Below are 22,719 nucleotides of genomic sequence, written 5' to 3'. Positions count from 1 at the left end.
CGTCGAGGCTAGCCACCAGTCGGCCCGCGGTGGTAGACGGAACACGATGATGAAAACGCCCGCGAAATTCGACGTCGACCTGTTGATCGTCGGTGGCGGCATCAACGGCACCGGGATCGCGCGCGATGCCGCCGGGCGCGGACTGTCGGTCCTGCTGGTCGAGCAGGACGATCTGGCCAGCCATACCTCGTCGGCCAGCACCAAGCTGATCCATGGCGGGCTGCGCTATCTCGAATATGGCGAGCTCCGGCTGGTGCGCGAGGCGCTGATCGAACGCGAGCGGCTGCTGGCGATCGCGCCGCACATCATCTGGCCGCTGCAGTTCGTCCTGCCGCAAACGCATTCGCCGCGCCCCGCCTGGATGGTCCGGCTCGGGCTGTTCCTCTACGACCATCTCGGCGGCCGCAGGATCCTGCCCGCGACGCGGACCGTGCATCTCGACCGCGATCCGCTGGGCGACGGGCTGAAACCCGGCGCGACGCGCGCCTTCGTCTATTCGGATTGCTGGGTGGAGGACAGCCGGCTGGTCGTGCTCAACGCGCGCGACGCGGCAGAGCGCGGCGCGACGATCCTGACGCGTACCCGGCTGGTCGCGGCAGCCCGACGGGACGGCGGCTGGTCCGCGACGATCGCCGATGCGCAGGGCGAGCGGACCGTCACCGCCCGCGTGCTCGTCAACGCGGCGGGACCCTGGGTCGCCGATGTGCTGGGCAAGGTCCCCGATTCGCGCCGCGACCGCGGCGTTCGGCTGATCAAGGGCAGCCATATCGTCGTGCCGCGCCTCTATGCGGGCGATCACGCTCTACTGTTGCAGAACCCGGACAAGCGCGTCGTCTTCGCAATTCCCTATGAAGGTCGCTTCACGCTGATCGGCACCACCGACGAGGCCTGGCAGGGCGCCCCCGGCCCCGCGACGATCGACGCCGCCGAGACCGCCTATCTGTGCGACACGATCGACCGGTATTTCCAGCGTGGCATCACCCCCGCTGACATCGTCTGGAGCTATTCGGGGATCCGCCCGCTCTATGACGATCACTCGGCCAGTGCGTCGGCGGTGACCCGCGACTATGTGCTCGATCTCGATGCCGCGGAGGATCGCGCGGCGATGCTGAGCATCTTCGGCGGCAAGATCACGACCTATCGCAAGCTCGCCGAGCACGCGATGACTCAGCTTGCCCCCTTCTTCCCCGATCGCGACGCGGATCTGGCGAAAAGCTGGACCGCGACGGTCGCGCTGCCCGGTGGCGATCTGCCCGAGAGCGATTTCGATCGGTATCTCGAAGCGCTGATCCGGGCGTACCCCGACCAGCCGACTGAACTGTTGCGCCGACTCGCCCGCGCCTACGGTACGCGGGTGGACCGGATCCTCGGTGCGGCGCGGACGACCGCCGAGCTTGGCGAGGATTTCGGCGCGGGGCTTCATGCGACGGAAATCGACTATCTCGTCGATCAGGAATGGGCGCGGTCAGCCGACGATATCCTCTATCGCCGCAGCAAGCTCGGGCTGCACGTACCCGCCGACGCCGCGGCACGGATCGACGTATATCTGGCCGGTCGCATCGATGGGGCGGCGGGAGGCGCACCGCCCCCCGCCGCAGCGCCCGATCAGATCCGCGTGTCGCCCGCATAGGCGAACAGCAGGTCGGCGTCGTCGCTGGCCTCGATCCGCTCGGACCCGGTCACGGTGACGCATTCGCCCGCCTTGAACGCGACGCCCGCGACGCTGCCCGATCCGGTGATCGGGATCAGCCAGGCGGTCCGCCCCTCGGGCAGGGTCACCGCATGCTCGCCACCGGTCCAGCGCTCGAGCACGAATTTGGGGCCTTCGACCTGGATCGTCCGACCTTCGGAGACGACGCCCGGTGATACGATCGGCTGATAAGGCACCGGATCCGAGACCGCGATGCCGTCGTCGAGGTGCAGTTCGCGGTCGCTGCCATAATCGTAGAGGCGATAGGTAGTTTCCGAGTTCTGCTGAACCTCGATCACCGTCAGGCCGCCGCCGATCGCGTGGATCGTGTCGGAGGCGCAGTACATGAAATCGCCCGCCTTGACCGGCTTCCAGTAAAGCTTGTCCTCGATCGTGCCGTCGATCGCGGCCGCGCGCAGGTCGTCGCGCGACATCGGCGCCTTGGTACCGACGGCGATCGTCGAATCGGGTTCGGCGGCCAGCACCGTCCAGCATTCGTCCTTGCCCCGCGGCAGACCGCGCGCGTGCGCCTGGTCGTCGTCGGGATGGACCTGCACCGACAACTTCTCGCTGGTGAACAGATATTTGATCAGCAGATCGGGGGTCGTGTCGCCGGGTTCCTGGAACCAGACCTCGCCGATCGCCGGTGCACCGGGGGCGGGATCGTCAAAGCCGGGCCACAGCGTGTGGCGTCCCCAGGGCTTCTCGACACGATGGGTGTGAAGCAGGGTGGCGGGCATCAAACGTTCCTTCTCAAGGCTGGCGGACTGGCGCGACATAGCGCCCCGGGGCCCAACTGGCGAGACGCCGGGAATGTCCCGTCGTCGACGCGGCATCGCGCCAGGCGTATCGCGCCCGTCGACTGGTGAATTGTGGCTGAATAGACCGCCCCGAAGGCCGCTGCTTCAGACGCCTCCAAACCCCCTCGCTAGGGGGGATTGTTCGCGTGCCCCCGGTTACGCTAAGGACGACGTCCATGCGTATCCCCCAGTCTCGCGCGCTCTCGATCGCGCTCCTCGCCGCCATAGCGCTCCCCATGGCCGGGTGCGCGAGTTCGCGCACCTCCACCGACATCCCGTATGTCGCGCGCGACGTGGGCACGCTCTACTCGCTGGCGAAGAAGCGGCTCGACCAGGGGCGCTACAAGGAATCGGCGCAGCTGTTCGACGAGGTCGAGCGCCAGCATCCCTATTCGATCTGGGCCCGCCGCGCGCAGATCATGAGCGCGTTCAGCTATTATCTCGACACCGATTATACCAAGTCGATCCAGTCGGCGCAGCGGTTCATCGCGGTCCACCCGGGCAACCGCGACGCGCCCTATGCCTATTACCTGATCGCGCTGGGCTATTACGAGCAGATCACCGACGTCACGCGCGACCAGAAGATCACGCGCCAGGCGCTCGACGCATTGGGCGAGCTGACGCGGCGGTATCCGAACACGCGCTATGCGTCGGATGCGCGGCTGAAGATCGATCTCGTCAACGATCACCTTGGCGGCAAGGAGATGGAGATCGGTCGCTTCTACGAGACGCGCGGCCAATGGCTCGCGGCGAACGGGCGGTTCCGCACCGTGATCGACCAGTATCAGCAGACCACGCACACCCCCGAGGCGCTGATGCGTCTGACCGAGACCTATCTCGCGCTTGGCGTCCCGATCGAGGCCGAGAAGGCCGCGGCGGTGCTGGGTCGCAACTATCCGGGCACGCCCTGGTATCAACGCGCGTACAAGCTCATGCAGGAGCATCCGGTCAAGCCGCTGGCGCCGATCGCGACGGGCGCGCAGATCGTCCCCGCCGGCACCCCCGGCGCGCTCCCCGCCGCTGGCCTCGGCGAGACCCCGGCAATCCCGGGCTCGCCCGGCAATGGCGGCTCTGGTTCCGCTGCGGCAGGCGGGTCGGGCCCGGTCGGCCCCGCCGGCACCACGCGCACCACGCCAGGCAACTGAGGCCCTAGAGGCTCGGCCCCGTCCCCCGAGCAACGTCATCCTGACGAAAGTCAGGACCCAGAGCCATTAACGGCACGCTCGTTACCCTGGGTCCTGACGTTCGTCAGGATGACGATTGGCGTCGCGCGCTTCGAAATGACGAACGGCCCCTAGCCCCGCTGACGAACCAGAACATTGGGGGATCATTTTCGCATCCGGATCGTCTAAGGGACGAACCGATGCTGACAGAACTCTCCATCCGCGACGTGGTATTGATCGAGGCGCTCGACCTCGGCTTCGGCCCGGGGCTCGGCGTGCTGACCGGCGAGACCGGTGCGGGCAAGTCGATCCTGCTCGATGCGCTCGGGCTCGCGCTCGGCGGCCGTGGCGACAGCGGACTGGTCCGGCATGGTGCTGCGCAGGCGGTGGTCACCGCGACCTTCGATCCGCCCGCCCCCGGCACGCCGCTGATGGCGCTGCTCGACGAGAACGGGCTGACGATCGAGGCGGGCGAACCGCTCATCATCCGCCGCATCGTCAAGGCCGATGGCGGCAGCCGCGGCTTCGTCAACGACCAGCCGGCCTCCGCTGGCCTGCTGCGCGAAATGGCGCCGACGCTTGTAGAGATTCACGGCCAGCATGACGAGCGCGGCCTGCTCAACCCGCGCGGCCACCGCGCGCTGCTCGACATTTTCGGCCGTACCGAACCCGCCGCGACGACCCGCGCCTGGACCGCACTGCGCGAGGCCGAGGACGCGCTCGCCACTGCCCGCGCCGATATCGAAAGCGCCGCCCGCGACCGCGACTGGCTCGAACACACCGTCGCCGAACTGACCGCGCTCGGCGCCGAACCCGGGGAAGAGGAGACGCTCGCCGACACCCGCCGCTCGATGCAGCGCGCGGAGAAGATCGCGGACGACCTGTCGGCGATCGACGACTATCTCGAAGGCTCGGACGGCGGGCTTGCCAAGCTGCGCCAAGCCGCGCGCGTGCTCGAACGGATTTCGGGCGATCATGTCGCGCTCGCCGACGCGCTTGCCGCGGTCGACCGCGCGGTGATCGAGGGATCGGTCGCCGAGGAACGGATGCGCGATGCGCGGATCGACCTCGCCTATGACCCGCGCAGCCTCGAGGACGACGAGGCGCGGCTGTTCGAACTTCGCGCGATGGCACGTAAACACCGCGTCCAGCCCGACGACCTCGCCGCGCTGACCGACGAGATGCGCGCCCGGCTCGAACGACTCGACGCGGGCGAAGGCGGGATCGCGGTGCTCGAGGCGACGCTCGCCAAGGCGCGTGCCGCCTACGACAAGGCTGCGGACGCGCTCTCGGCCCGCCGTGCCAAGGCTGCGCTGCGACTCGACACCGCGGTCGCGGGCGAACTTGCGCCGCTCAAGCTCGACGCCGCCCGCTTCCGCACCATCTGCGCCCCGCTCGGAGAGGACGGCTGGTCGGGCGCAGGCAAGGACCGTGTCGAATTCGAGATCTCGACCAACCCCGGCGCGCCCTTCGCCGGCCTCACCAAGATCGCCAGCGGCGGCGAATTGTCGCGTTTCATCCTCGCCTTGAAGGTCGCGCTCGCGGAGGAAGGCGGCGCGACGACGATGGTGTTCGACGAGATCGACCGCGGCGTCGGCGGTGCGGTCGCCAGCGCGATCGGCGAGCGACTCGCACGGCTCGCGCAGAGCACGCAGCTGCTCGTCGTCACGCACAGCCCGCAGGTCGCGGCGCGCGGCGCCAAGCATCTGCTGATCGCCAAGAGCAATGACGGCACCGTCACGCGCACCGGCGTCCGCGCGCTCGACGAGGCCGAACGTCGCGAGGAGATCGCCCGGATGCTCTCGGGCGCGACGATCACCGACGAGGCGCGCGCGCAGGCCGAACGACTGCTCGAAACCGCCTGACACTCTTGCCGCGCGCGGGGCAGCTGCCTAACCCCGCGATCATGACCGCGCTGCCCACGTCCGCCCTTCCCGCCACCGAAGCGGAGGCCGCCGCCGAGCTGACGACGCTCGCCGAGCGCATCGCCTATCACAATGCGCGCTATCACACCGACGACGCGCCCGAGATCAGCGACGCGGACTATGACGCGCTGGTTCGCCGCAACAGCGCGATCGAGGCCGCCTTCCCCGCCAGCGTCCGCGCCGATTCGCCGAGCCGCAGTGTCGGCGCCGCACCCGCCGGGCATCTTTCGAAGGTCGCGCATGCCAAACCGATGATGAGCCTCGACAACGCGTTTTCGGACGAGGAGGTCGAGGAGTTTGTCGGCCGGGTCCGCCGCTTCCTCAAGCTCGCCGACGACGCCCCCGTTGCGCTCACCGCGGAGCCCAAGATCGATGGCCTGTCCTGCTCGCTGCGCTACGAGGACGGCCGGCTGGTCCAGGCGCTCACCCGCGGCGACGGCCAGGTCGGCGAGGACGTCACCGCCAATGTCCGCACGATCGCCGACATTCCGCAGCAACTGGCGGGCGAGCCCCCCTACCCTGCGGTCTTCGAGATCCGCGGCGAGGTGTATATGGCGAAGGCCGACTTTGCCGCGCTCAACGCCCGCCTGCTCGCGGAAGCCGAGCAGGCCAGCAAGGAGGCGCGCCAGTTCGCCAACCCGCGCAATGCCGCCGCTGGCTCGCTCCGCCAGAAGGACGCGAGCATCACCGCCGAGCGCACGCTGCGTTTCCTCGCGCATGGCTGGGGCGAGGCGAGCACCGTCCCCGCGGAGACGCAGTCCGCGATCGTCGACCAGTTCCGCGCCTGGGGCTTCGCGGTCGCCGACGCCTTCGCGCGCGTCGAGGACGAACAGGGCGCGCTCGGAATCTACCGCGCGATCGAGGCCGGCCGGGCCGAGCTCCCCTTCGATATCGACGGTGTCGTGTACAAGGTCGACCGGCTCGACTGGCAGGCGCGACTCGGCCAGGTCGCGCGCGCGCCACGCTGGGCGATCGCACACAAATTCCCTGCCGAGCGCGCGCAGACCACGCTCAACGCGATCGACATCCAGGTCGGGCGCACCGGCGCGCTGACCCCGGTCGCGCGGCTTGATCCCGTCACCGTCGGCGGCGTCGTCGTCACCAACGCGACGCTCCACAATTTCGACGAGATCGAGCGGCTCGGCGTCCGCGTCGGCGACCGCGTCCTCGTCCAGCGCGCGGGCGACGTCATCCCGCAGATCGTCGAGAGCCTGACCGCCGCCGAGGATCGCCCCGCCTATGTCTTCGACCGGCTCTGTCCCGAGTGCGGGTCGGCCGCCGAGCGCGAGGAGGGCGAGGTCGTCTATCGCTGCACCGGCGGGCTGATCTGCCCCGCGCAGCGCGTCGAGCGGCTCATCCATTTCACCTCGCGCCACGCCTTCGACATTGGCGGGCTCGGCCAGACCCTGGTCGAGGCGTTCTTCCGCGACGGGCTGATCGAGTCGCCCGCCGACATCTTCCGCCTGACCGAGGAGCAGCTGGTCGCGCGCAAGAAGGACGGCCGCGTCTGGGCGGCCAAGCTGATCGCCGCGATCGACGCGCGCCGCCAGATCGCGCTCGACCGGTTCCTCTTCTCGCTCGGCATCCGCCATGTCGGCGAGATCACCGCACGCGACCTCGCTCGCCGCTATCGCTCGGCAAAGGCGCTCGGCAGCATGCTGCGCCGCGCGGTGTTCCTGTACCACAGCATCACGCCGGTGATCGGCGAGCCCGAGCGCAAATATGTCCTGCGCCGCGACAAGCTGCTGGTCGGGGTGATCGAGACCGCGGGCGTCGGCCCCGAAGTCGCCAACGCGCTGATCGGCTTCTGCGCCGAACCGCACAATCGCGCGGTCGTGTTCGACCTGCTGCGCGAGGTGACGCCCGCGGACGTCGTCCATGAAACCCGCGATTCGGACGTTAGCGGCCAGACGCTGGTCTTCACCGGCAGCCTCGAGACGCTCAGCCGCGATGAGGCCAAGGCGCAGGCCGAGCTGCTCGGCGCTCGCGTCGCGGCGTCGGTTTCGGCCAAGACCGACCTCGTCATCGCCGGCCCCGGCGCGGGGTCGAAGCTGAAGAAGGCGACCGACCTGGGGATTCGCGTGATCACCGAGGCGGAATGGGCGGCGATCGTCGCGGCGAGCTGAACGCGCAGCGTGCCACGCACTTGATCGAGATTGGTTCCGTCGTGGACCAATCGATGCCGGGCCGTGGCTTTTTTGCAACGCAATATGACGGAGTGCGTCCGGCGCAACACGCGACTCGCCAATGTCATGGAACCGAAATATTTGGAGCGCAGGGGCGCGGCTGACCGAACGATCAAGTCGCGGATCTCGAGCATAAGCTCAAAGGGGACATTTCAAATGCGTAACAACCTTTTCCTGGGTGCGGCGGCGATTGCGCTGATCGCGCCGATGGCCGCGTCCGCGCAGGAGACGACCTCCTCGATCCGCGGCACTGTTACAGCCAATGGCGCGCCCGTAGCCGGCGCGACGGTGGTGATCCTGAACGTGCCGTCGGGTTCGCGCTCGACGCAGACGACCGACGCCTCGGGCAGCTTCAATGCCGGCGGCCTGCGCGTGGGTGGTCCGTTCACCGTCACGGTCACCGCGGCGGGCTATCCCGAAACGTCGATCACCGACATCCAGACCACCGTCGCGCAGACCTATGAACTGCCGATCGAGCTGGCCGCCGCCGAATCTGGTGGTGCGGACATCGTCATCACCGCGTCGTCGCTGCCCCGCGCGCGCAACGTCAGCCAGGGCCCGGCAACGGTCCTGAACGCCGAGCAGATCGGCTCGGTCGCATCGGTGAACCGCGACGTCCGCGACCTGATGCGCCGCGATCCGTTCGCGCGTCTCGACGACACCCCCTCGGGCGGTCGTGCCGTTTCGTTCGCCGGCCAGAATGCGCGCTTCAACCGCTTCTCGGTCGACGGCGTGCCGGTCACCGACAATTTCGGCCTCAACCCCGACGGCCTGCCGACCCGCCGCGCGCCTATCCCGTTCGATTCGATCGGCCAGTTCCAGACCAAGGTCGCGCCCTATGACGTCCGCGAAGGCAACTTCCAGGGCGGCGCGATCAACGCAATCCTGAAGTCGGGCACCAACGAATTCCACGGCACGGGCTTCTATGCCTATTCGGACGACAGCCTGACCGGCAACCGCACGAAGGCAGGCCCCGGCGTTCCCACCGGCCGCGTCAACATTCCCGACTTCAAGTACGAGAATTTCGGCGCGGAGCTGTCCGGGCCGATCATCAAGGACAAGCTGTTCTTCATGATCGCGGGCGAGCGCATCCGTGCGAACACCCCGATCGTCGAGGGTACCGCCGGCACCAACGCCGGTACGGTCGTCCCCAACATCACCGACGCACAAGTCGCCCAGATCCAGCAGATCGCGGACTCGCGCTACGGCTATGACACCGGCGGCGTGCTGCAGGATTCGAACGATCGCGACGATCGCCTCGTCGCCCGTATCGACGCCAACCTGTCGGATACGCAGCGCGCGTCGCTGACCTATCTCTACACGAAGGATTCGATCCAGCTCGGTCAGAACACCTTCGTCACGGGCACGCCCGGGCTCGGCCTCGAGTCGAACGGCTATATCTCGTCGAACCGCCTCCATACCGGCGTCGCGCAGTTGAACAGCGACTGGAGCGAGGAATTCTCGACCGAAATCCGCGGCTTCTACAAGGACTATAAGCGCGGTCAGGACCCGATCCTCGGCCGTGGCTTCGCCCAGATGCAGGTCTGCACCGCGCCGACCTCGGATCGCAGCACCGGCACCGCCACCAACAACGACCTGTCCAACACCTGCCAGTCGGGCTTTGGCAACGTCTCGTTCGGACCGGACATCTCGCGCCAGTCGAACGAACTGACCAGCCGCAGCTTCGGCGGCCTCGTGCAGGGGCGCCTGACGCGGGACAATCATGACGTCCGCGTGTTCGGTGAGTTCACCGATTCGAAGATCAACAACCTGTTCGTCCAGCGGACCGCGGGCGATTACTACTTCGACTCGATCGCCGATTTCCAGGCCGGCAACGCGCAGCGTTTCCGTTATGGCAATGCCGTTCCGTCGCTCGACCCGGTCAACGGTGCCGCGCGCTTCCGCTACCAGTCCTACAGCTTCGGCGTTCAGGACACCTGGCGCCTGAGCGACCTGTTCACGCTGTCCTACGGCGCACGCTACGACACGTTCGGCGGCCATAGCCGTCCCGAGCTGAACTCGGCATTCCTGTCGCGCTACAACTTCCCGAACACCGCCTATATCTCGGGCCGCGGCGTGTTCCAGCCGCGCATCGGGTTCGACTTCAAGCCGGTGTCGGCGGTGTCGCTGCGCGGCGGTATCGGCATCTTCTCGGGCGGCGCGCCCGACGTCTATGTCTCGAACAGCTTCTCGAACACGGGCTTCCTGACCAACGCGATCGACGTCCGCCAGAACAACAACAACAGCTACACGATCGCCGGGCTGTCCGCGGCGGACGCGCAGACCAATGGCGGCGCGATCCTGACCAACGTGAACGGCACGGCGGTCCCGGCGGCGGCCAATGGCGTGCTCACCAACGCGACGGTCAACACGCTTTCGCCGACCAACGCACTCGATCCGAACTTCAAGGTGCCGTCGCAGTGGCGTGGCACGCTGTCGGCCGACTATGATCCCAACTGGGGTGGCACGTTCGGCGATGGCTGGCACTTCGGCGCCGACTTCCTGTGGTCCGACGTCCGCAACCAGGTGTTCTTCACCGATCTGCGCGTCGCGCCGACGGCATTGCGGACGCCAGATGGCCGCGTACGCTATGCCTCGCGGACCACGTTCGCCGACACCAATTCGGACCTGTATCTGACGAACACCACGCGTGGCCGCAGCTACATCGGCGTCGCGCGCGTCAGCAAGGACTTCGATTTCGGCCTCAACCTGGGCGTCAGCTACACCTATCAGGACATCAAGGATCAGGCGCCGGCAACCTCGTCGACCGCCTCGTCCAACTACGGCAATGGCGCGTTCCTCGATGCCAACGGCGCCGCCTATGGCATCTCGAACGACCAGGTGAAGCACAACATCAAGTATAACGTCAGCTTCAACCACGCGTTCTTCGGCGACTACAAGACCAACTTCACGCTGTTCGGCGAGACGCGTATCGGTCGCCCGTACAGCTACACGATGCAGGATCTGTCCTCGAACCGGTCGCCGGTGTTCGGCACGATCGGCAGCGCATCGCGCTACCTCCTCTACGTGCCGACCTCGACCACCGATGCGCTGGTGTCGTATGACAGCGTGGCAACGCGGGACACGTTCGAGGCGCTTATAAACTCGACCGACCTGAAGAAGTATCGTGGCAAGATCACGCCGCGCAACGGCTTCAACTCGAAGTGGTTCACGCGTTTCGACCTTCATCTGTCGCAGGAAATCCCGACCTTCGTCGGCGCCAGCCGCGTCCAGCTGTTCGCGGATATCGAGAACGTCACCAACTTCCTGAACAAGAACTGGGGCCAGATCCGCGAATACCAGTTCCCGTACACGATCCCGGCGGTTCGCGTTCAGTGCCTCCAGGCGGCGGTCGCGACCGGCACGGCGCCGGGCGCAGCGGTCACAGCGAATTCGAGCCAGGCCTGCGCACAATATCGGTACAGCGCGCCCGCATCGGCGCCGAGCGACACGATCTATTCGCGTCAGTCGCTCTACTCGATCCGCGTCGGCGCACGGTTCAGCTTCTGAGCCCTATCGCCTCGACGTGACGACCGGGCCGCCGTTTCCAGATGGGAAACGGCGGCCCTTTCGCGTCCGGTCGCCGGCCCTTCGCCGCCGGCACGAAAATCTCCTGAAGCTGCAAGCGCTTTTGCGCCCGCCGCCGCCCGCGTGTAAGACCGCGGCCAACCATGGCCAGCTCCCCCGCCCCGTCTTCCACCCAGCCCCCCGGCACGCCCCCCCGCCTGCCCTTTTCCGCACGGCCGTTCTTCGAGAACAAGGCGCGCGCGTTCTGGACGCTGCAGGCGGTCGGCTGGAGCGGCTATCTGATGCTGCGCGGCGTGTCGTCGGTGTCGAATGGCCTCACGCTCACCTCGATCATCCCGGTCATCATCGAGGCGATCGTCGGCTATTGCATCACGCTGCTGCTCTCGACGCTCTATGGCTATTACCGCCGCATTCCGCGCGTGATCGGGCTGTTCCTGACGATCGCAACGCTGGCGGCAGCGACGTTTCTCTATGCGGTGCTCGACGCCTTTTCCTTCTCGTTCATCCAGACCGCGACGCCGGGGATCACGATCACCCGCATGCTCGGTTTCGTGTTCCTCAACTTCGTCACGCTGGCGGGCTGGTCGGCGCTGTATTTCGGGATCAATTTCTACCTGATCGTCGAGGAGCAGATCGACCAGATGCAGCATCTGGAAAATCAGGCCTCCTCGGCGCAGCTGGCGATGCTGCGCTATCAGCTCAACCCGCATTTCCTGTTCAACACGCTGAACTCGATCTCGACGCTCGTGCTGCTCAAACAGACCGAGCGGGCGAACGCGATGCTGTCGCGGCTGTCGTCGTTCCTGCGCTACACGCTGGCCAATGAGCCGACCGCGCACGTCACCGTCGCGCAGGAGATGGAGACGCTGAAGCTGTATCTCGAGATCGAGAAGATGCGGTTCGAGGACCGGATGCGGCCCAAATTCGACATCGACCCCCGCGCCGAACGCGCCCGCCTGCCCTCGCTTCTGCTGCAACCGCTGGTCGAGAATGCGATCAAATATGCGGTCACGCCGCAGGAGGAAGGCGCCGAAATCTGCGTCACGGTGCGGCTGGCCGGGGAACGGGTGCAGATCGCCGTATCCGATACCGGACCGGGCTTGATCGAGGGGCGGATCAGTCCAAGCCTTTCAACAGGCGTCGGGCTCGCTAATATTAGAGACAGGTTGGCGCAGGCATATGGCCCCGACCATCGTTTTGAAACCCGCTCCACGCCCGCTGGCGGCTTCTCGGTCGAGATCGAGATTCCCTACCAGCTTGAAGACGTGAACAGAGAGGCCGCATGACCATCCGTACCATTCTCGTCGACGACGAGCCGCTGGCGATCCAGGGGCTCGAACTCCGCCTCCAGGCGCATGAAGACGTCGAGATCATCGAAAAATGCTCGAACGGCCGCGAGGCGATTCGCGCGATCAAGACGCACAAGCCCGATCTCGTCTTCCTCGATATCCAGATGCCCGGCTTTGACGGCTTCTCCGTCGTCCAGGGGCTGATGGAGGTCGAACCGCCGCTGTTCGTCTTCGTCACCGCCTATTCCGACCACGCGCTACGCGCGTTCGAGGCGCAGGCGGTTGATTATCTGATGAAGCCGGTCGAGGAGTCGCGGCTCGCCGACACGATCGAGCGCGTCCGCCAGCGCCTGTCGGAAAAGCGCGGCGTCGAGGAGGTCGACCGGTTGCGCGAAGTGCTTGCCGACGTCGCCCCCGATGCGGCCGCCGACATGCCCGATGGTGATGCGGTGTCCGCCAACCGCTTCGAAAAGCTCATCAACATCAAGGATCGCGGCCAGATCTTCCGCGTCGATGTTGACACGATCGAGCGGATCGACGCGGCCGGCGATTACATGTGCATCTACACCGGCGACAACACGCTGATCCTGCGCGAGACGATGAAGGATCTGGAGAAGCGCCTCGACCCGCGCCGGTTCCAGCGCGTGCACCGCTCGACGATCGTCAATCTCGACCTCGTCAAGCAGGTAAAGCCGCACACCAATGGCGAATGCTTCCTGGTGCTCAATTCGGGTGCCAGCGTGAAGGTGTCGCGGTCGTATCGCGACGTCGTGGCGCGCTTCGTACACTGATCCATCCGTCCGTCATCCTGACGAACGTCAGGATGACGGGAGGGGGGGCGGCACGCCGCGCTCAGCGCTGCCCCGCCTCGCCCGCCCTCTCGCAAAACCATGCTGCATCTGCTAACGCCCGCGGCCATGCTGAACCTGAACAATATCACGGTGCGCCTCGGCGGACGCGTTATCCTCGACGGCGCCAGTGCGGCGCTGCCGCCGGGCAGCCGCGTCGGGCTGATCGGCCGCAACGGTGCGGGCAAGTCGACGATGGTGCGCGTGATCGCAGGGCAGCTGGAGCCCGATGACGGCTCCGCGGACATGCCAAAGGGCGCTCGCATCGGCTATCTCGCGCAGGAAGCCCCGCACGGCGTGAAGACCCCGTTCGAGACCGTGCTCGAGGCCGATCTCGAACGCGCCGCGCTGATGATCGAGAGCGAGACGAGCGAGGATCCCGACCGGCTCGGTGACGTGTACGAGCGGCTGATCGCGATCGACGCCTATACCGCGCCCGCGCGTGCGGCGCAGATCCTGCTCGGCCTCGGCTTTGACGAGGAGATGCAGGCACGCACGCTCGACAGCTTCTCGGGTGGCTGGAAGATGCGCGTCGCACTCGCCGCGCTGCTGTTCTCGCAGCCCGACCTGCTGCTGCTCGACGAGCCGTCGAACCATCTCGATCTCGAAGCGGTGATGTGGCTCGAGGACTTCCTCAAGAGCTACAAGGCGACGATCGTCGTCGTCAGCCACGAACGCGATTTTCTCAACAACGTCGTCGATCACATCCTGCATCTGCAGGGCGGCAAGATCACGCTCTATCCCGGCGGCTATGATGCGTTCGAGCGCCAGCGTGCCGAGCGTCTGGCGCAGATCGAGGCCGCGCGCGCCAACCAGGCGGTGCAGCGCGAGAAGCTCCAGGAATATATCGCCAAGAATTCCGCGCGCGCCTCGACCGCCAAGCAGGCCCAGTCGCGCCAGAAGATGCTGGCGAAGATGCAGCCGATCGCCGAGAGCTACAATGATCCGACGCTCTCGTTCGGCTTCCCCAACCCGACCGAGCTGCGCCCGCCGTTGATCACGCTCGACATGGCGACCGTGGGTTATGCGGACGTGCCAATCCTGAAGCGGCTCAACATGCGGCTCGATCCCGATGACCGGGTCGCGCTGCTCGGGCGCAACGGCAACGGCAAGACCACGCTCGCGCGGCTGCTCGCGGCGCAGCTGACCCCGATGGACGGCGACATGGCGTCGTCGAACAAGATGAAGGTCGGCTATTTCACCCAGTATCAGGTCGAGGAACTCGATCCGCACGATACGCCGATCGAGCATATGGCGCATCTGATGAAGGGCGCGACGCCCGCCGCGGTGCGCGGCCAGCTCGGCCGGTTCGGTTTCTCCGGCGACAAGGCGACGACCAAGGTCGGCAAGCTGTCGGGTGGCGAACGCGCCCGCCTCGCGCTCGCGCTGATCACCCGCGACGCGCCGCACCTGCTCATCCTCGACGAGCCGACCAACCATCTCGACGTCGACGCGCGCGAGGCGCTCGTGCAGGCGCTCAACGCCTATACCGGCGCCGTCGTGCTGGTCAGCCATGACCGTCACATGCTCGAACTCACCGCCGACCGGCTCGTGCTGGTCGATGGCGGCACGGCGAAGGAATTCGACGGCAGCCTCGACGATTACATCGCGTTCGTCCTGAAGGGCGATGCGGGCAAGGGCGATGCGGCGTCGAAGGCCGACAAGAAGGCGGGCAAGAAAGCCGCGGCGGAGGCCAAGAGCAACGACGCGGCGCTGCGCAAGACGCTGCGCGAGGTCGAGGAGCAGACCGCGAAGTTCACCAAGGAACGCAACGCGATCGACCGCGCGATGGTCGACCCGGCCAACGCCGAGCCACGCTTCTCGCGGATGTCGATGGGTGATCTCAGCAAGCGTCGCGCCGAGGTGAATGCGAAGCTCGAGGCGAGCGAAGCCAAGTGGCTGGAGGCGAGCGAGGCGCTGGAGGGCGTGGCGGCTTAAGCCACGCCCCGTCATCCTGACGAAAGTCAGGACTCAGAGTCATGGACCGTAGCGCCCGTAACTCTGGATCCTGGGTCGAGCCCAGGATGACGAGATAGGTGTGAGGATGCGTGAACGCGAGGCTCAGCCCTCGTCGGCGTCGCTCGCCGCAGGCCGCTCGAACCATGCCTCGACCGGCCCCGAGAGCTTCAGCGTCAGCGGGTTGCCGTTGCGATCGACCTTCTTGCCGAGCGCGACGCGGATCCAGCCTTCGGAGATGCAATATTCCTCAACGTCGTGGCGCACGCCATCCTTGAAGCGGATGCCGATCCCGCGCTCCAGCAGCTCCTGCTGGAAAAACGGGCTGCGATGGTTGGTCGAAAGGCGATCTGGGGGCGTGTCGGTCATCGCGCGCGCTTAGCCGCAAGCGGGCGGGTGGCGCCACAAAAAAACGGCGCCGGGATTGCTCCCGACGCCGCGTCTTCCGTCAGACCAAATCAGCTGCAGACCTGCACCTGGACCTGATCGCCATAATAGGGATCGACCCGCCACTCGCTCCAGCACCGCGGGCGATAATCCTGGCGGTAATAGGTCCGTACTGGCGGACCATCGTAATAGCCGCCATTATAATAGCCGCGGTCGACATAGCGGTCGCGGTTGCTGCTCGCGATCGCTGCACCCACGCCGAGCCCCAGAATACCGCCGAGCACCGCCGCGCCCGCGACATTGCCGCCGCCGCGATGATGATACCCACCCCAGCCGCCGCCGCGATAGCCGCGACCCCAACGCTGCGCGTCGGCCGGCGCCGCCGCGGTCAGCGCGGTCGCCGCAAGTGCGATGCCGAGACCTGCCTTCTTCATCAATCCGTTCATCGAGAACCTCCTCTACGTCCGGTCCGCAAGAAGCAAACGCATAAACCGCGACCGTGGTCCCGCTTTATCCGAGTCGGGCTGAACCGAAGCGGAATGTGCTGTTAAGCTGAGGTTTAACGGCATGGAGAACATCCCCGCCCCGCCATGACGGCCTGCTAGGACTCGTCGCGATATTTCATCTCGAGGAAGCGACCGCGCGTCGCCAGCGTGTCGAGATCGTCCTGCGCGAGCCGTTGTGTCATCTCGCCAATCTCCTGCTCGATCAGCGACAGCCCCGCGACGAGTTCGGCATCGGGTGTGCGGCCATTGCGCGGCGTCGTGCGCAGCGCCTGGGGCACGCGTTCGTAATCCTTGACGAACGCGGGCAGCTGTTCGCCGACCAGCTTGCGCACTTCGATCGCCTCGGGCGCGTCGTCGGCGAAGCGCGCGAGTTGCGGCGCGAGCGTTTCGAGCCGCAGGCCGATCCGGTCGACCAGCGTCACTGCGGGCGCGGGCAATGCGGGACGCTGCGCCTCCAGCCAGCGTTCGGTCTGCCGGGGCAGTGCCTTGATATCGACCGACGCGAGCCGCTCGGGCGTCGGTGCGCGCTCGGCGGGCCACACCGCGAACAGCAATGTCGCCGCGACCAACAACGCCGTGACCAACATAAAACCGCCGATCCCGAGCGGGACGATCCAGCCGATCACCATCGCCGCAATAAGGATCGCGACGTCGGCGATCGCGATCCGCGTCAGCCTCTTGCCGATCGTCTGAGTCCGGCGCGTCCGCCCCCGCGTCGGCAGCCGCGCCGCGCCGACGGCGCCGCGGTCGTCCGATATCCGCGACCAGGAGGCGCGCGCGCTGGCGATGGCGTCGTCGACTTCGCTCACGCCTTACATCGCCTCCAGCTTGAACGCGCTTGGCGACGGGCCGCCCAGCTGCCCCCCATTTTGACCTTGGGTGGCGCCCTCCGCCCGCGCGATATAGCCGCGCGACTTGTCGACCTCGTTCGACAGCGCGCCGACCGTGGTCTTCATGCTGTCGAGCGCCTTCAGCTTGAACACGTCGATCGCGTCCATCGTGTCGTAGATATTCTGGAACGCGCGCTGCAGCGTCTCCAGCGGGATCGTCGCCGATGCGGCCTGTTCATGGATCTGCGCGGTCTGCGACTTGAGCAGCTTGCCGGTCGAATCGATGATGTTCGCGGTCGTCGTGTTGAGCGCGGTGATCTGTTCAAGCACCAGCTTCTGGTTGGTCAGCGCCTGCGCGACCGTCACCGCGGTGCGCAGCGCGGACACGGTCGTGGTCGAGGCGCGGTCGACGCCCTTCACCAACTCGACATTGTTCTTCTTGACCAGATCGAGCGCGAGATAGCCCTGCACGGTGACCGCCATCTGCGTCAGCAAATCCTGCGTGCGCTGGCGGGTGTAGAACAACGCCGTCTCGCGGATCGCCTTGGCCTTGGCCGGATCGCTATGGTCGAGATCGTTCGCGACATCCTCGAGCTTCGTATCCATCGTCTTCGACAGATGGATCATCTGTTCGAGCCGCCCCATCGCCGCCCACAGGTTCGCGCGCTCGGTATCGATCGCGGCATTGTCCATCAGCAGCTCGTCCTTGCCCGACGACAGGCTCTTCAGGATCTGCGCGATATGCGTCTGCGACGATTTGTAGCCGTCGAAATAATTGCGCATCTTGCCGCCGAACGGGATGATCCCGAACAGTTTCTGTGGCGCGGTCAGATTGCCCTTCTTGCCGGGATCTAGATCCTCGACGACGCGGCGTAGCTCCGCCAGGTCCTTGCCGACGCCGGTTTCCTGATCCATCGCGCGGACCGGGCGATCGAGGAACCGGTTCGACTGGCCCGCCGCCTCGCGGATTTCCTTCGCCCCCATCGCGGTGATCGCATCGACGCGCTTGCCGAATTCGGGGCTGTTGACGTCCTGCGCGACCAGATCGGTGACAAAGCCGGCGACGCGATCGTCGAGCTGCGACTTCACCCCCGCGTCGACCGGCACGAGTCCTGCGGCCTTCGTCGCGGAGACGGTCGGCACGGGGTCGGGCGGCGTCAGGACCAGGCCAGGCTCGGTCGTCAGCGTCTCGGGTGTCGTCGCCATGCAATCCTCCAATCGGTGCCGCATCCTAGGGGAACGACACCCGCATTCAACTGTGGTGTCTAGATAATACACGCAAGCCACGCAATCGTCTTGGCGGCTCGCCCGCGGACTGGTGCGGGCCATCCCGAAACAGGCTCGCGATCGGCGATTTTTCCGGCAGCGGGGAACCATTCGGGCGGCAATCGAAATGCCAAACTTGCCGCATCGCGGAATAAACGCTAAGCGCGCCTGCAAATTCCGTCCAAACCGAAAGCATTCCCATGAGCCTCCGCAACGTGGCGATCATTGCGCACGTCGATCACGGCAAGACGACGCTGGTCGACCAGCTCTTCCGCCAGTCCGGCACCTTCCGCGACAACCAGCGTGTCGAAGAGCGCGCAATGGATTCCAACGACCTCGAAAAGGAACGCGGGATTACGATTCTCGCCAAGCCGACCTCGGTCGACTGGACGCCCCCGGGCGAGAGCGAGAGCATCCGCATCAACATCGTCGACACGCCCGGCCACGCCGATTTCGGCGGCGAAGTCGAGCGCATCCTGTCGATGGTCGACGGCGTCGTCCTGCTGGTCGATTCGTCGGAAGGCGCGATGCCGCAGACCAAGTTCGTCACCGGCAAGGCGCTGGCCCTCGGCCTGAAGCCGATCGTCGTCGTCAACAAGGTCGACCGTAACGACGCGCGCATCCAGGAAGTGCTCGACGAAGTGTTCGATCTGTTCGTGTCGCTCGACGCGAACGACGACCAGCTCGATTTCCCCGTGCTCTACGCCTCGGGCCGCAACGGCTATGCCTCGACCGACATGGACGCGCGCGAAGGCACGCTGATCCCGATGTTCGAGACGATCGTGAAGCACGTGCCGCCTCCGGCCGTGGAAGTCGCCGGCGTGCCGTTCACCTTCCTCGTCACGCTGCTCGACCGCGATCCGTTCCTCGGCCGCGTTCTCACCGGTCGCGTCAATTCGGGTACCGTAAAGACCAACCAGGCGATTCACGCGCTTGATAACGACGGCAAGATCATCGAGACGGGTCGTGCGTCCAAGATCATGTCGTTCCGTGGTCTCGACCGCGTGCCGGTCGACGAAGCCAAGGCCGGCGACATCATCTCGCTCGCAGGGCTTTCGGTTGCGACCGTCGCCGACACGATCGCCGACATCACGGTGACCGAGCCGCTGCACGCGCAGCCGATCGATCCCCCCACGCTGTCGATGCGTTTTGCCGTGAACGACTCGCCGATGGCGGGCCGCGAGGGCACCAAGGTAACGAGCCGCATGATCCGCGAGCGTCTGTTCCGCGAAGCCGAGTCGAACGTCGCCGTGAAGGTGACCGAGGCAGCCGACAAGGACAGCTTCGAAGTCGCCGGTCGTGGCGAGCTTCAGCTGGGCGTGCTGATCGAGACGATGCGCCGCGAGGGCTTCGAGCTCGGCATCTCGCGTCCGCGCGTGCTGTTCGGCGAGGACGAGGACGGCAAGAAGACCGAGCCGTACGAGACCGTCATCATCGACGTCGACGAGGAGCATTCGGGCACCGTCGTCGAGAAGATGAACATCCGTAAGGCCGAGATGACCGACATGCGTCCGTCGACCGGTGGCAAGACCCGCATCACCTTCTCGGCGCCAAGCCGCGGGATGATCGGCTATCACGGTGAATTCCTGTCCGACACGCGCGGCACGGGCATCATGAACCGGCTGTTCGAGAAGTACGGTCCGCACAAGGGCCAGATCGAAGGCCGCAAGAACGGCGTGCTGATCTCGAATGGCTCGGGCGAAGCGAACAACTACGCACTGGGCCCGCTCGAAGAGCGCGGCATCCTGTTCGTGGGTCACGGCGAGGCACTCTATGAGGGCATGATCGTCGGCGAGAACGCCAAGCCGGACGACCTCGAGGTCAACCCGATGAAGACCAAGGCGCTGACCAACTTCCGCGCAAGCGGCGGCAAGGACGACCAGGTCCGCCTGTCCCCGCCGAAGCGCGCGACGCTGGAGCAGGCGATCGCCTATATCGACGACGACGAGATGGTCGAAGTCACGCCGAAGTCGATCCGTCTGCGCAAGCGCTTCCTCGATGCGAACGAGCGCAAGCGGGCGAGCCGGGCCAAGCAGAGCGCGTAAGCCTGGCATGGCGAAGCCGGCCAGGCTTACAAGCTCGGCCGGCCTCGCTCAGGCGAGGTCCGACGACGCGGCTTAGCCGCGGCGCTCAACAAAAACGAAAAAGGCCGGAGGGAAACCTCCGGCCTTTTTCGTGTCCAGCGAAGCGCCCAGCGCTACCCCAGGATAGCCGCCGCCCGATCCGCCAGCCGCGCAATCGCCGCGCGGTGGATCCCGCGCGTGCTCGCGACGACCCCGAACGCCTGCGGGCGCGGCTTGTTGAACACCAACGGGATCCCGACCGCGTCGGTCACTGCCGCGCCCGCCTCGCTCGCGACGAGAGCGGCGGCGGCGATGTCCCACTCATTTCCCCAGCGCAGCGTCGCGACCAGATCGGCACGGTCGGCCGCGACCATCGCGATCCTGAGCGCGATAGAATTGGGCTTCTCAACCACGACCAGATCGCGATCCGCCTTGGGCAGCGCATCGGTCGGCACGCGCGATCCGGAAAAGTCGGTGCGCGATCCGGCCTGCAATGCCGCACCGTTGAGCGTCGCGCCTTCGCCCAGCGCCGCCGACCAGATCTCGCCCCGCGCCGGCGCATCGAGCACGCCGATCACCACCCGTCCGCGTTCGACCAGCGCGATCGACACGCACCAGCCCGGACGTGCCCGGATATAGTCGCGCGTGCCGTCGATCGGGTCGACGACCCAGAGCCGGTCGCGCGCAAGCCGCGCGGGATTGTCGGCGGTTTCCTCCGACAGCCAGCCGGCGTCGGGCAGCAGTGCGGACAGCCGCACCTTCAACATCCGGTCGATATCGATATCAACCTCGCACACCGGACTGCCCGGCGTCTTTTCCCAGCGGTGGAAACTGGTCCCGAACCGCGCGAGTGCCATCTGCCCGGCTTCGGCGGCGATCGATTCGACCGCCGCGCGCAACGTCGTGACCGGACCCGGGGGCGATTCAGCCACTCGCCACCGTCATCCCCTCCACGCGCAACGTGGGCACGTTGATGCCGTAGCGGAATTCGAGGTCGTTGGCGGGGGTCATCGCCAGGAACATGTCCTTCGCATTGCCCGCGATCGTGAATTCGGCGACCGGCCCCGTGATGACGCCATTCTCGATCCTGAAGCCCGCCGCGCCGCGGCTGTAGTCGCCCGTGACGCCGTTGGCGCCGCCGCCCATCAGTTCGGTGACATAGACGCCCGACACGATATCCTCGATCAGCGTCTCGGGCGGCATCGTGCCCGCTTCCATGAAGACGTTGCTCGTCGACACGCCCGGCGCGCCGTTGACGCCGCGTGCGGCATGGCCGGTCGGCTCGAGCCCCAGTTGGCGTGCCGAGGCCGAGTCCAGCAGCCAGCTTTCGAGCATGCCATGCTCGATGATCGCGGTCGGCGAGACCGGGAGGCCTTCGCCATCGAACGGCCGCGACCGCAATCCGTAAGGCCGATGTGGATCGTCGCGGATCGTGATGCCGTGCGCAAACACCTGCGATCCCAGCGAATCGAGCAGGAAGCTGGTCTTGCGCGTGATCGTCTGCCCCGCGATCGCCGCGATCAGGTGTCCGAGCAGCGAACTGCCGACGCGCGGGTCATACACCACCGTCATCGGCCCGCTCGCGAGCCGCCCCGGATTGAGCCGCGCGACCGCCTGCTCGCCCGCACGCTGCCCGATCGCCTCGGGTGATTCGAGATGCTGGCGGTGCCGCACGCTGTGATAGGCATAGTCGCGCTGCATCGCGCCGCCCTCACCCGCCAGCACGCTCGCCGACACGCCATAGGCTGTCGAGGCATAGGCGCCCGCGAACCCATGGCTGGTGGCCAGCGCCCAGACGCTGCTCGACGCGCTCGCGCCACCGCCTTCGCTGTTCGTCACGCCGGGCACCGCGCGCGCCGCATCCTCCGCTGCAGTCGCCGCATCGCGCAGCTGCTCGGGCGAGACCTCACCGTGATCGGCGAGCCCGAGCATCGGCGGCACGCCGTGCAACAGGCGGTTTTCGGGGGCGAGGCCGGCCCAGGCGTCCTCGGGTGCCTCGCGCGCCATCGCCACCGCGCGCGCCGCGAGCGCGTCCATCGCCGCGGACGACAGGTCGGAGGTCGAGACGCTCGCCGACCGCTTGCCGACGAACACGCGCAGGCCCAGGTCCTCGCTTTCCGACCGGCCGATATCCTCGAGCTTGCCGAGGCGGATCGAAACGTCGAGCGAGGCATCGGCGGCGAAGACCGCATCGGCGGCATCCGCGCCGGCGGCCTTAGCGCGGGCTACGATGTCATGGGCGCGGTCGCGGGCTTGATCGGGTGTGAGCATGTCGCCGATCT

16 protein-coding genes are annotated in these 22,719 nt (G+C 66.7%); 9 read left to right on the top strand and 7 right to left on the bottom strand.

From position 1 onward, the window contains the following. Positions 1-49 precede the first annotated feature (49 nt). Positions 50-1,630 (top strand): glycerol-3-phosphate dehydrogenase, encoded by a 1,581-nt coding sequence (locus J3A66_RS13990; protein WP_245336825.1) that lies wholly within the window; start codon positions 50-52, stop codon positions 1,628-1,630. Here J3A66_RS13990 and J3A66_RS13985 read toward each other — a convergent pair. Beyond that, positions 1,606-2,430, bottom strand: a complete 825-nt coding sequence (locus J3A66_RS13985; RefSeq protein WP_209569519.1) for a class I mannose-6-phosphate isomerase — start codon at positions 2,428-2,430, stop codon at positions 1,606-1,608. The two genes, J3A66_RS13990 and J3A66_RS13985, sit on opposite strands and share 25 nt — an antisense overlap. 236 nt (positions 2,431-2,666) lie before the next feature. Here J3A66_RS13985 and J3A66_RS13980 point away from each other — a divergent pair, with 236 nt between their 5' ends. From J3A66_RS13980 to J3A66_RS13950, 7 genes are all read left to right on the top strand, one after another. Further along, positions 2,667-3,635 carry an outer membrane protein assembly factor BamD gene (locus J3A66_RS13980; protein WP_056407265.1) on the top strand — a complete coding sequence of 323 codons (969 nt, stop codon included), beginning with the start codon at positions 2,667-2,669 and terminating at the stop codon, positions 3,633-3,635. Positions 3,636-3,853: 218 nt separating this feature from the next. Continuing rightward, complete coding sequence (recN, locus tag J3A66_RS13975; protein WP_209569517.1) at positions 3,854-5,518, top strand: DNA repair protein RecN; 1,665 nt, start codon at positions 3,854-3,856, stop codon at positions 5,516-5,518. A 41-nt stretch (positions 5,519-5,559) separates the two neighbouring features. Then, a complete protein-coding gene (gene ligA, locus J3A66_RS13970; RefSeq protein WP_209569515.1) occupies positions 5,560-7,704 on the top strand; it encodes an NAD-dependent DNA ligase LigA in 2,145 nt (714 codons plus the stop codon). 216 nt (positions 7,705-7,920) lie between these two features. Next, positions 7,921-11,274 (top strand): carboxypeptidase regulatory-like domain-containing protein, encoded by a 3,354-nt coding sequence (locus J3A66_RS13965; RefSeq protein ID WP_209569513.1) that lies wholly within the window; start codon positions 7,921-7,923, stop codon positions 11,272-11,274. A 161-nt stretch (positions 11,275-11,435) separates the two neighbouring features. Then, a complete protein-coding gene (locus tag J3A66_RS13960) occupies positions 11,436-12,578 on the top strand; it encodes a sensor histidine kinase (protein ID WP_051916213.1) in 1,143 nt (380 codons plus the stop codon). After that, the gene (locus tag J3A66_RS13955) at positions 12,575-13,372 is read left to right on the top strand and encodes a LytTR family DNA-binding domain-containing protein (RefSeq protein ID WP_031393111.1); all 798 of its coding nucleotides are present in this window, start codon (positions 12,575-12,577) and stop codon (positions 13,370-13,372) included. Before J3A66_RS13960 ends, J3A66_RS13955 begins: the two co-directional genes overlap by 4 nt. Positions 13,373-13,498: 126 nt before the next feature. After that, a complete protein-coding gene (locus tag J3A66_RS13950) occupies positions 13,499-15,367 on the top strand; it encodes an ABC-F family ATP-binding cassette domain-containing protein (RefSeq protein WP_031440648.1) in 1,869 nt (622 codons plus the stop codon). 123 nt (positions 15,368-15,490) lie between these two features. On the opposite strand, the gene J3A66_RS13945 is transcribed toward J3A66_RS13950, so the two are convergent. From J3A66_RS13945 to J3A66_RS13930, 4 genes are all read right to left on the bottom strand, one after another. Continuing rightward, entirely contained in the window at positions 15,491-15,754 is a 264-nt protein-coding gene (locus tag J3A66_RS13945; RefSeq protein ID WP_037529686.1) for a DUF3297 family protein, read from the bottom strand. A gap of 89 nt (positions 15,755-15,843) precedes the next feature. Further along, positions 15,844-16,218 carry a hypothetical protein gene (locus tag J3A66_RS13940; RefSeq protein ID WP_031393114.1) on the bottom strand — a complete coding sequence of 125 codons (375 nt, stop codon included), beginning with the start codon at positions 16,216-16,218 and terminating at the stop codon, positions 15,844-15,846. A 155-nt stretch (positions 16,219-16,373) separates the two neighbouring features. Then, the gene (locus J3A66_RS13935) at positions 16,374-17,087 is read right to left on the bottom strand and encodes a hypothetical protein (protein WP_209569512.1); all 714 of its coding nucleotides are present in this window, start codon (positions 17,085-17,087) and stop codon (positions 16,374-16,376) included. A gap of 3 nt (positions 17,088-17,090) precedes the next feature. Continuing rightward, positions 17,091-18,314, bottom strand: a complete 1,224-nt coding sequence (locus tag J3A66_RS13930) for a toxic anion resistance protein (protein WP_209569503.1) — start codon at positions 18,312-18,314, stop codon at positions 17,091-17,093. A gap of 260 nt (positions 18,315-18,574) precedes the next feature. On the opposite strand from J3A66_RS13930, the gene typA reads away from it, so the two are divergent. Beyond that, positions 18,575-20,419 carry a translational GTPase TypA gene (gene typA, locus J3A66_RS13925; RefSeq protein ID WP_056674093.1) on the top strand — a complete coding sequence of 615 codons (1,845 nt, stop codon included), beginning with the start codon at positions 18,575-18,577 and terminating at the stop codon, positions 20,417-20,419. Positions 20,420-20,571: 152 nt separating this feature from the next. On the opposite strand, the gene J3A66_RS13920 is transcribed toward typA, so the two are convergent. Next, positions 20,572-21,369, bottom strand: a complete 798-nt coding sequence (locus J3A66_RS13920) for a 3'(2'),5'-bisphosphate nucleotidase CysQ (protein WP_348634054.1) — start codon at positions 21,367-21,369, stop codon at positions 20,572-20,574. Next, positions 21,362-22,708 (bottom strand): TldD/PmbA family protein, encoded by a 1,347-nt coding sequence (locus J3A66_RS13915; protein ID WP_209569501.1) that lies wholly within the window; start codon positions 22,706-22,708, stop codon positions 21,362-21,364. Before J3A66_RS13915 ends, J3A66_RS13920 begins: the two co-directional genes overlap by 8 nt. Positions 22,709-22,719: the final 11 nt, after the last annotated feature.

Source organism: Sphingomonas sp. PvP018, assembly GCF_017876865.1.
Lineage (GTDB): Bacteria > Pseudomonadota > Alphaproteobacteria > Sphingomonadales > Sphingomonadaceae > Sphingomonas > Sphingomonas aerolata.
The sequence above is the reverse complement of the archived record's forward strand: the minus strand, read 5'-3'. Positions and strand labels throughout refer to the sequence as shown.

What these genes read in the sequence shown, in the direction of transcription:
- J3A66_RS13945 (WP_037529686.1), bottom strand. Translation starts at nt 15,754, where the DNA reads ATGACCGACACGCCCCCAGATCGCCTTTCGACCAACCATCGCAGCCCG.
- ligA (WP_209569515.1), top strand. Translation starts at nt 5,560, where the DNA reads ATGACCGCGCTGCCCACGTCCGCCCTTCCCGCCACCGAAGCGGAGGCC.
- typA (WP_056674093.1), top strand. Translation starts at nt 18,575, where the DNA reads ATGAGCCTCCGCAACGTGGCGATCATTGCGCACGTCGATCACGGCAAG.
- J3A66_RS13980 (WP_056407265.1), top strand. Translation starts at nt 2,667, where the DNA reads ATGCGTATCCCCCAGTCTCGCGCGCTCTCGATCGCGCTCCTCGCCGCC.
- J3A66_RS13965 (WP_209569513.1), top strand. Translation starts at nt 7,921, where the DNA reads ATGCGTAACAACCTTTTCCTGGGTGCGGCGGCGATTGCGCTGATCGCG.
- J3A66_RS13940 (WP_031393114.1), bottom strand. Translation starts at nt 16,218, where the DNA reads ATGAACGGATTGATGAAGAAGGCAGGTCTCGGCATCGCACTTGCGGCG.
- J3A66_RS13930 (WP_209569503.1), bottom strand. Translation starts at nt 18,314, where the DNA reads ATGGCGACGACACCCGAGACGCTGACGACCGAGCCTGGCCTGGTCCTG.
- J3A66_RS13960 (WP_051916213.1), top strand. Translation starts at nt 11,436, where the DNA reads ATGGCCAGCTCCCCCGCCCCGTCTTCCACCCAGCCCCCCGGCACGCCC.
- J3A66_RS13915 (WP_209569501.1), bottom strand. Translation starts at nt 22,708, where the DNA reads ATGCTCACACCCGATCAAGCCCGCGACCGCGCCCATGACATCGTAGCC.
- recN (WP_209569517.1), top strand. Translation starts at nt 3,854, where the DNA reads ATGCTGACAGAACTCTCCATCCGCGACGTGGTATTGATCGAGGCGCTC.
- J3A66_RS13985 (WP_209569519.1), bottom strand. Translation starts at nt 2,430, where the DNA reads ATGCCCGCCACCCTGCTTCACACCCATCGTGTCGAGAAGCCCTGGGGA.
- J3A66_RS13950 (WP_031440648.1), top strand. Translation starts at nt 13,499, where the DNA reads ATGCTGAACCTGAACAATATCACGGTGCGCCTCGGCGGACGCGTTATC.
- J3A66_RS13955 (WP_031393111.1), top strand. Translation starts at nt 12,575, where the DNA reads ATGACCATCCGTACCATTCTCGTCGACGACGAGCCGCTGGCGATCCAG.
- J3A66_RS13990 (WP_245336825.1), top strand. Translation starts at nt 50, where the DNA reads ATGAAAACGCCCGCGAAATTCGACGTCGACCTGTTGATCGTCGGTGGC.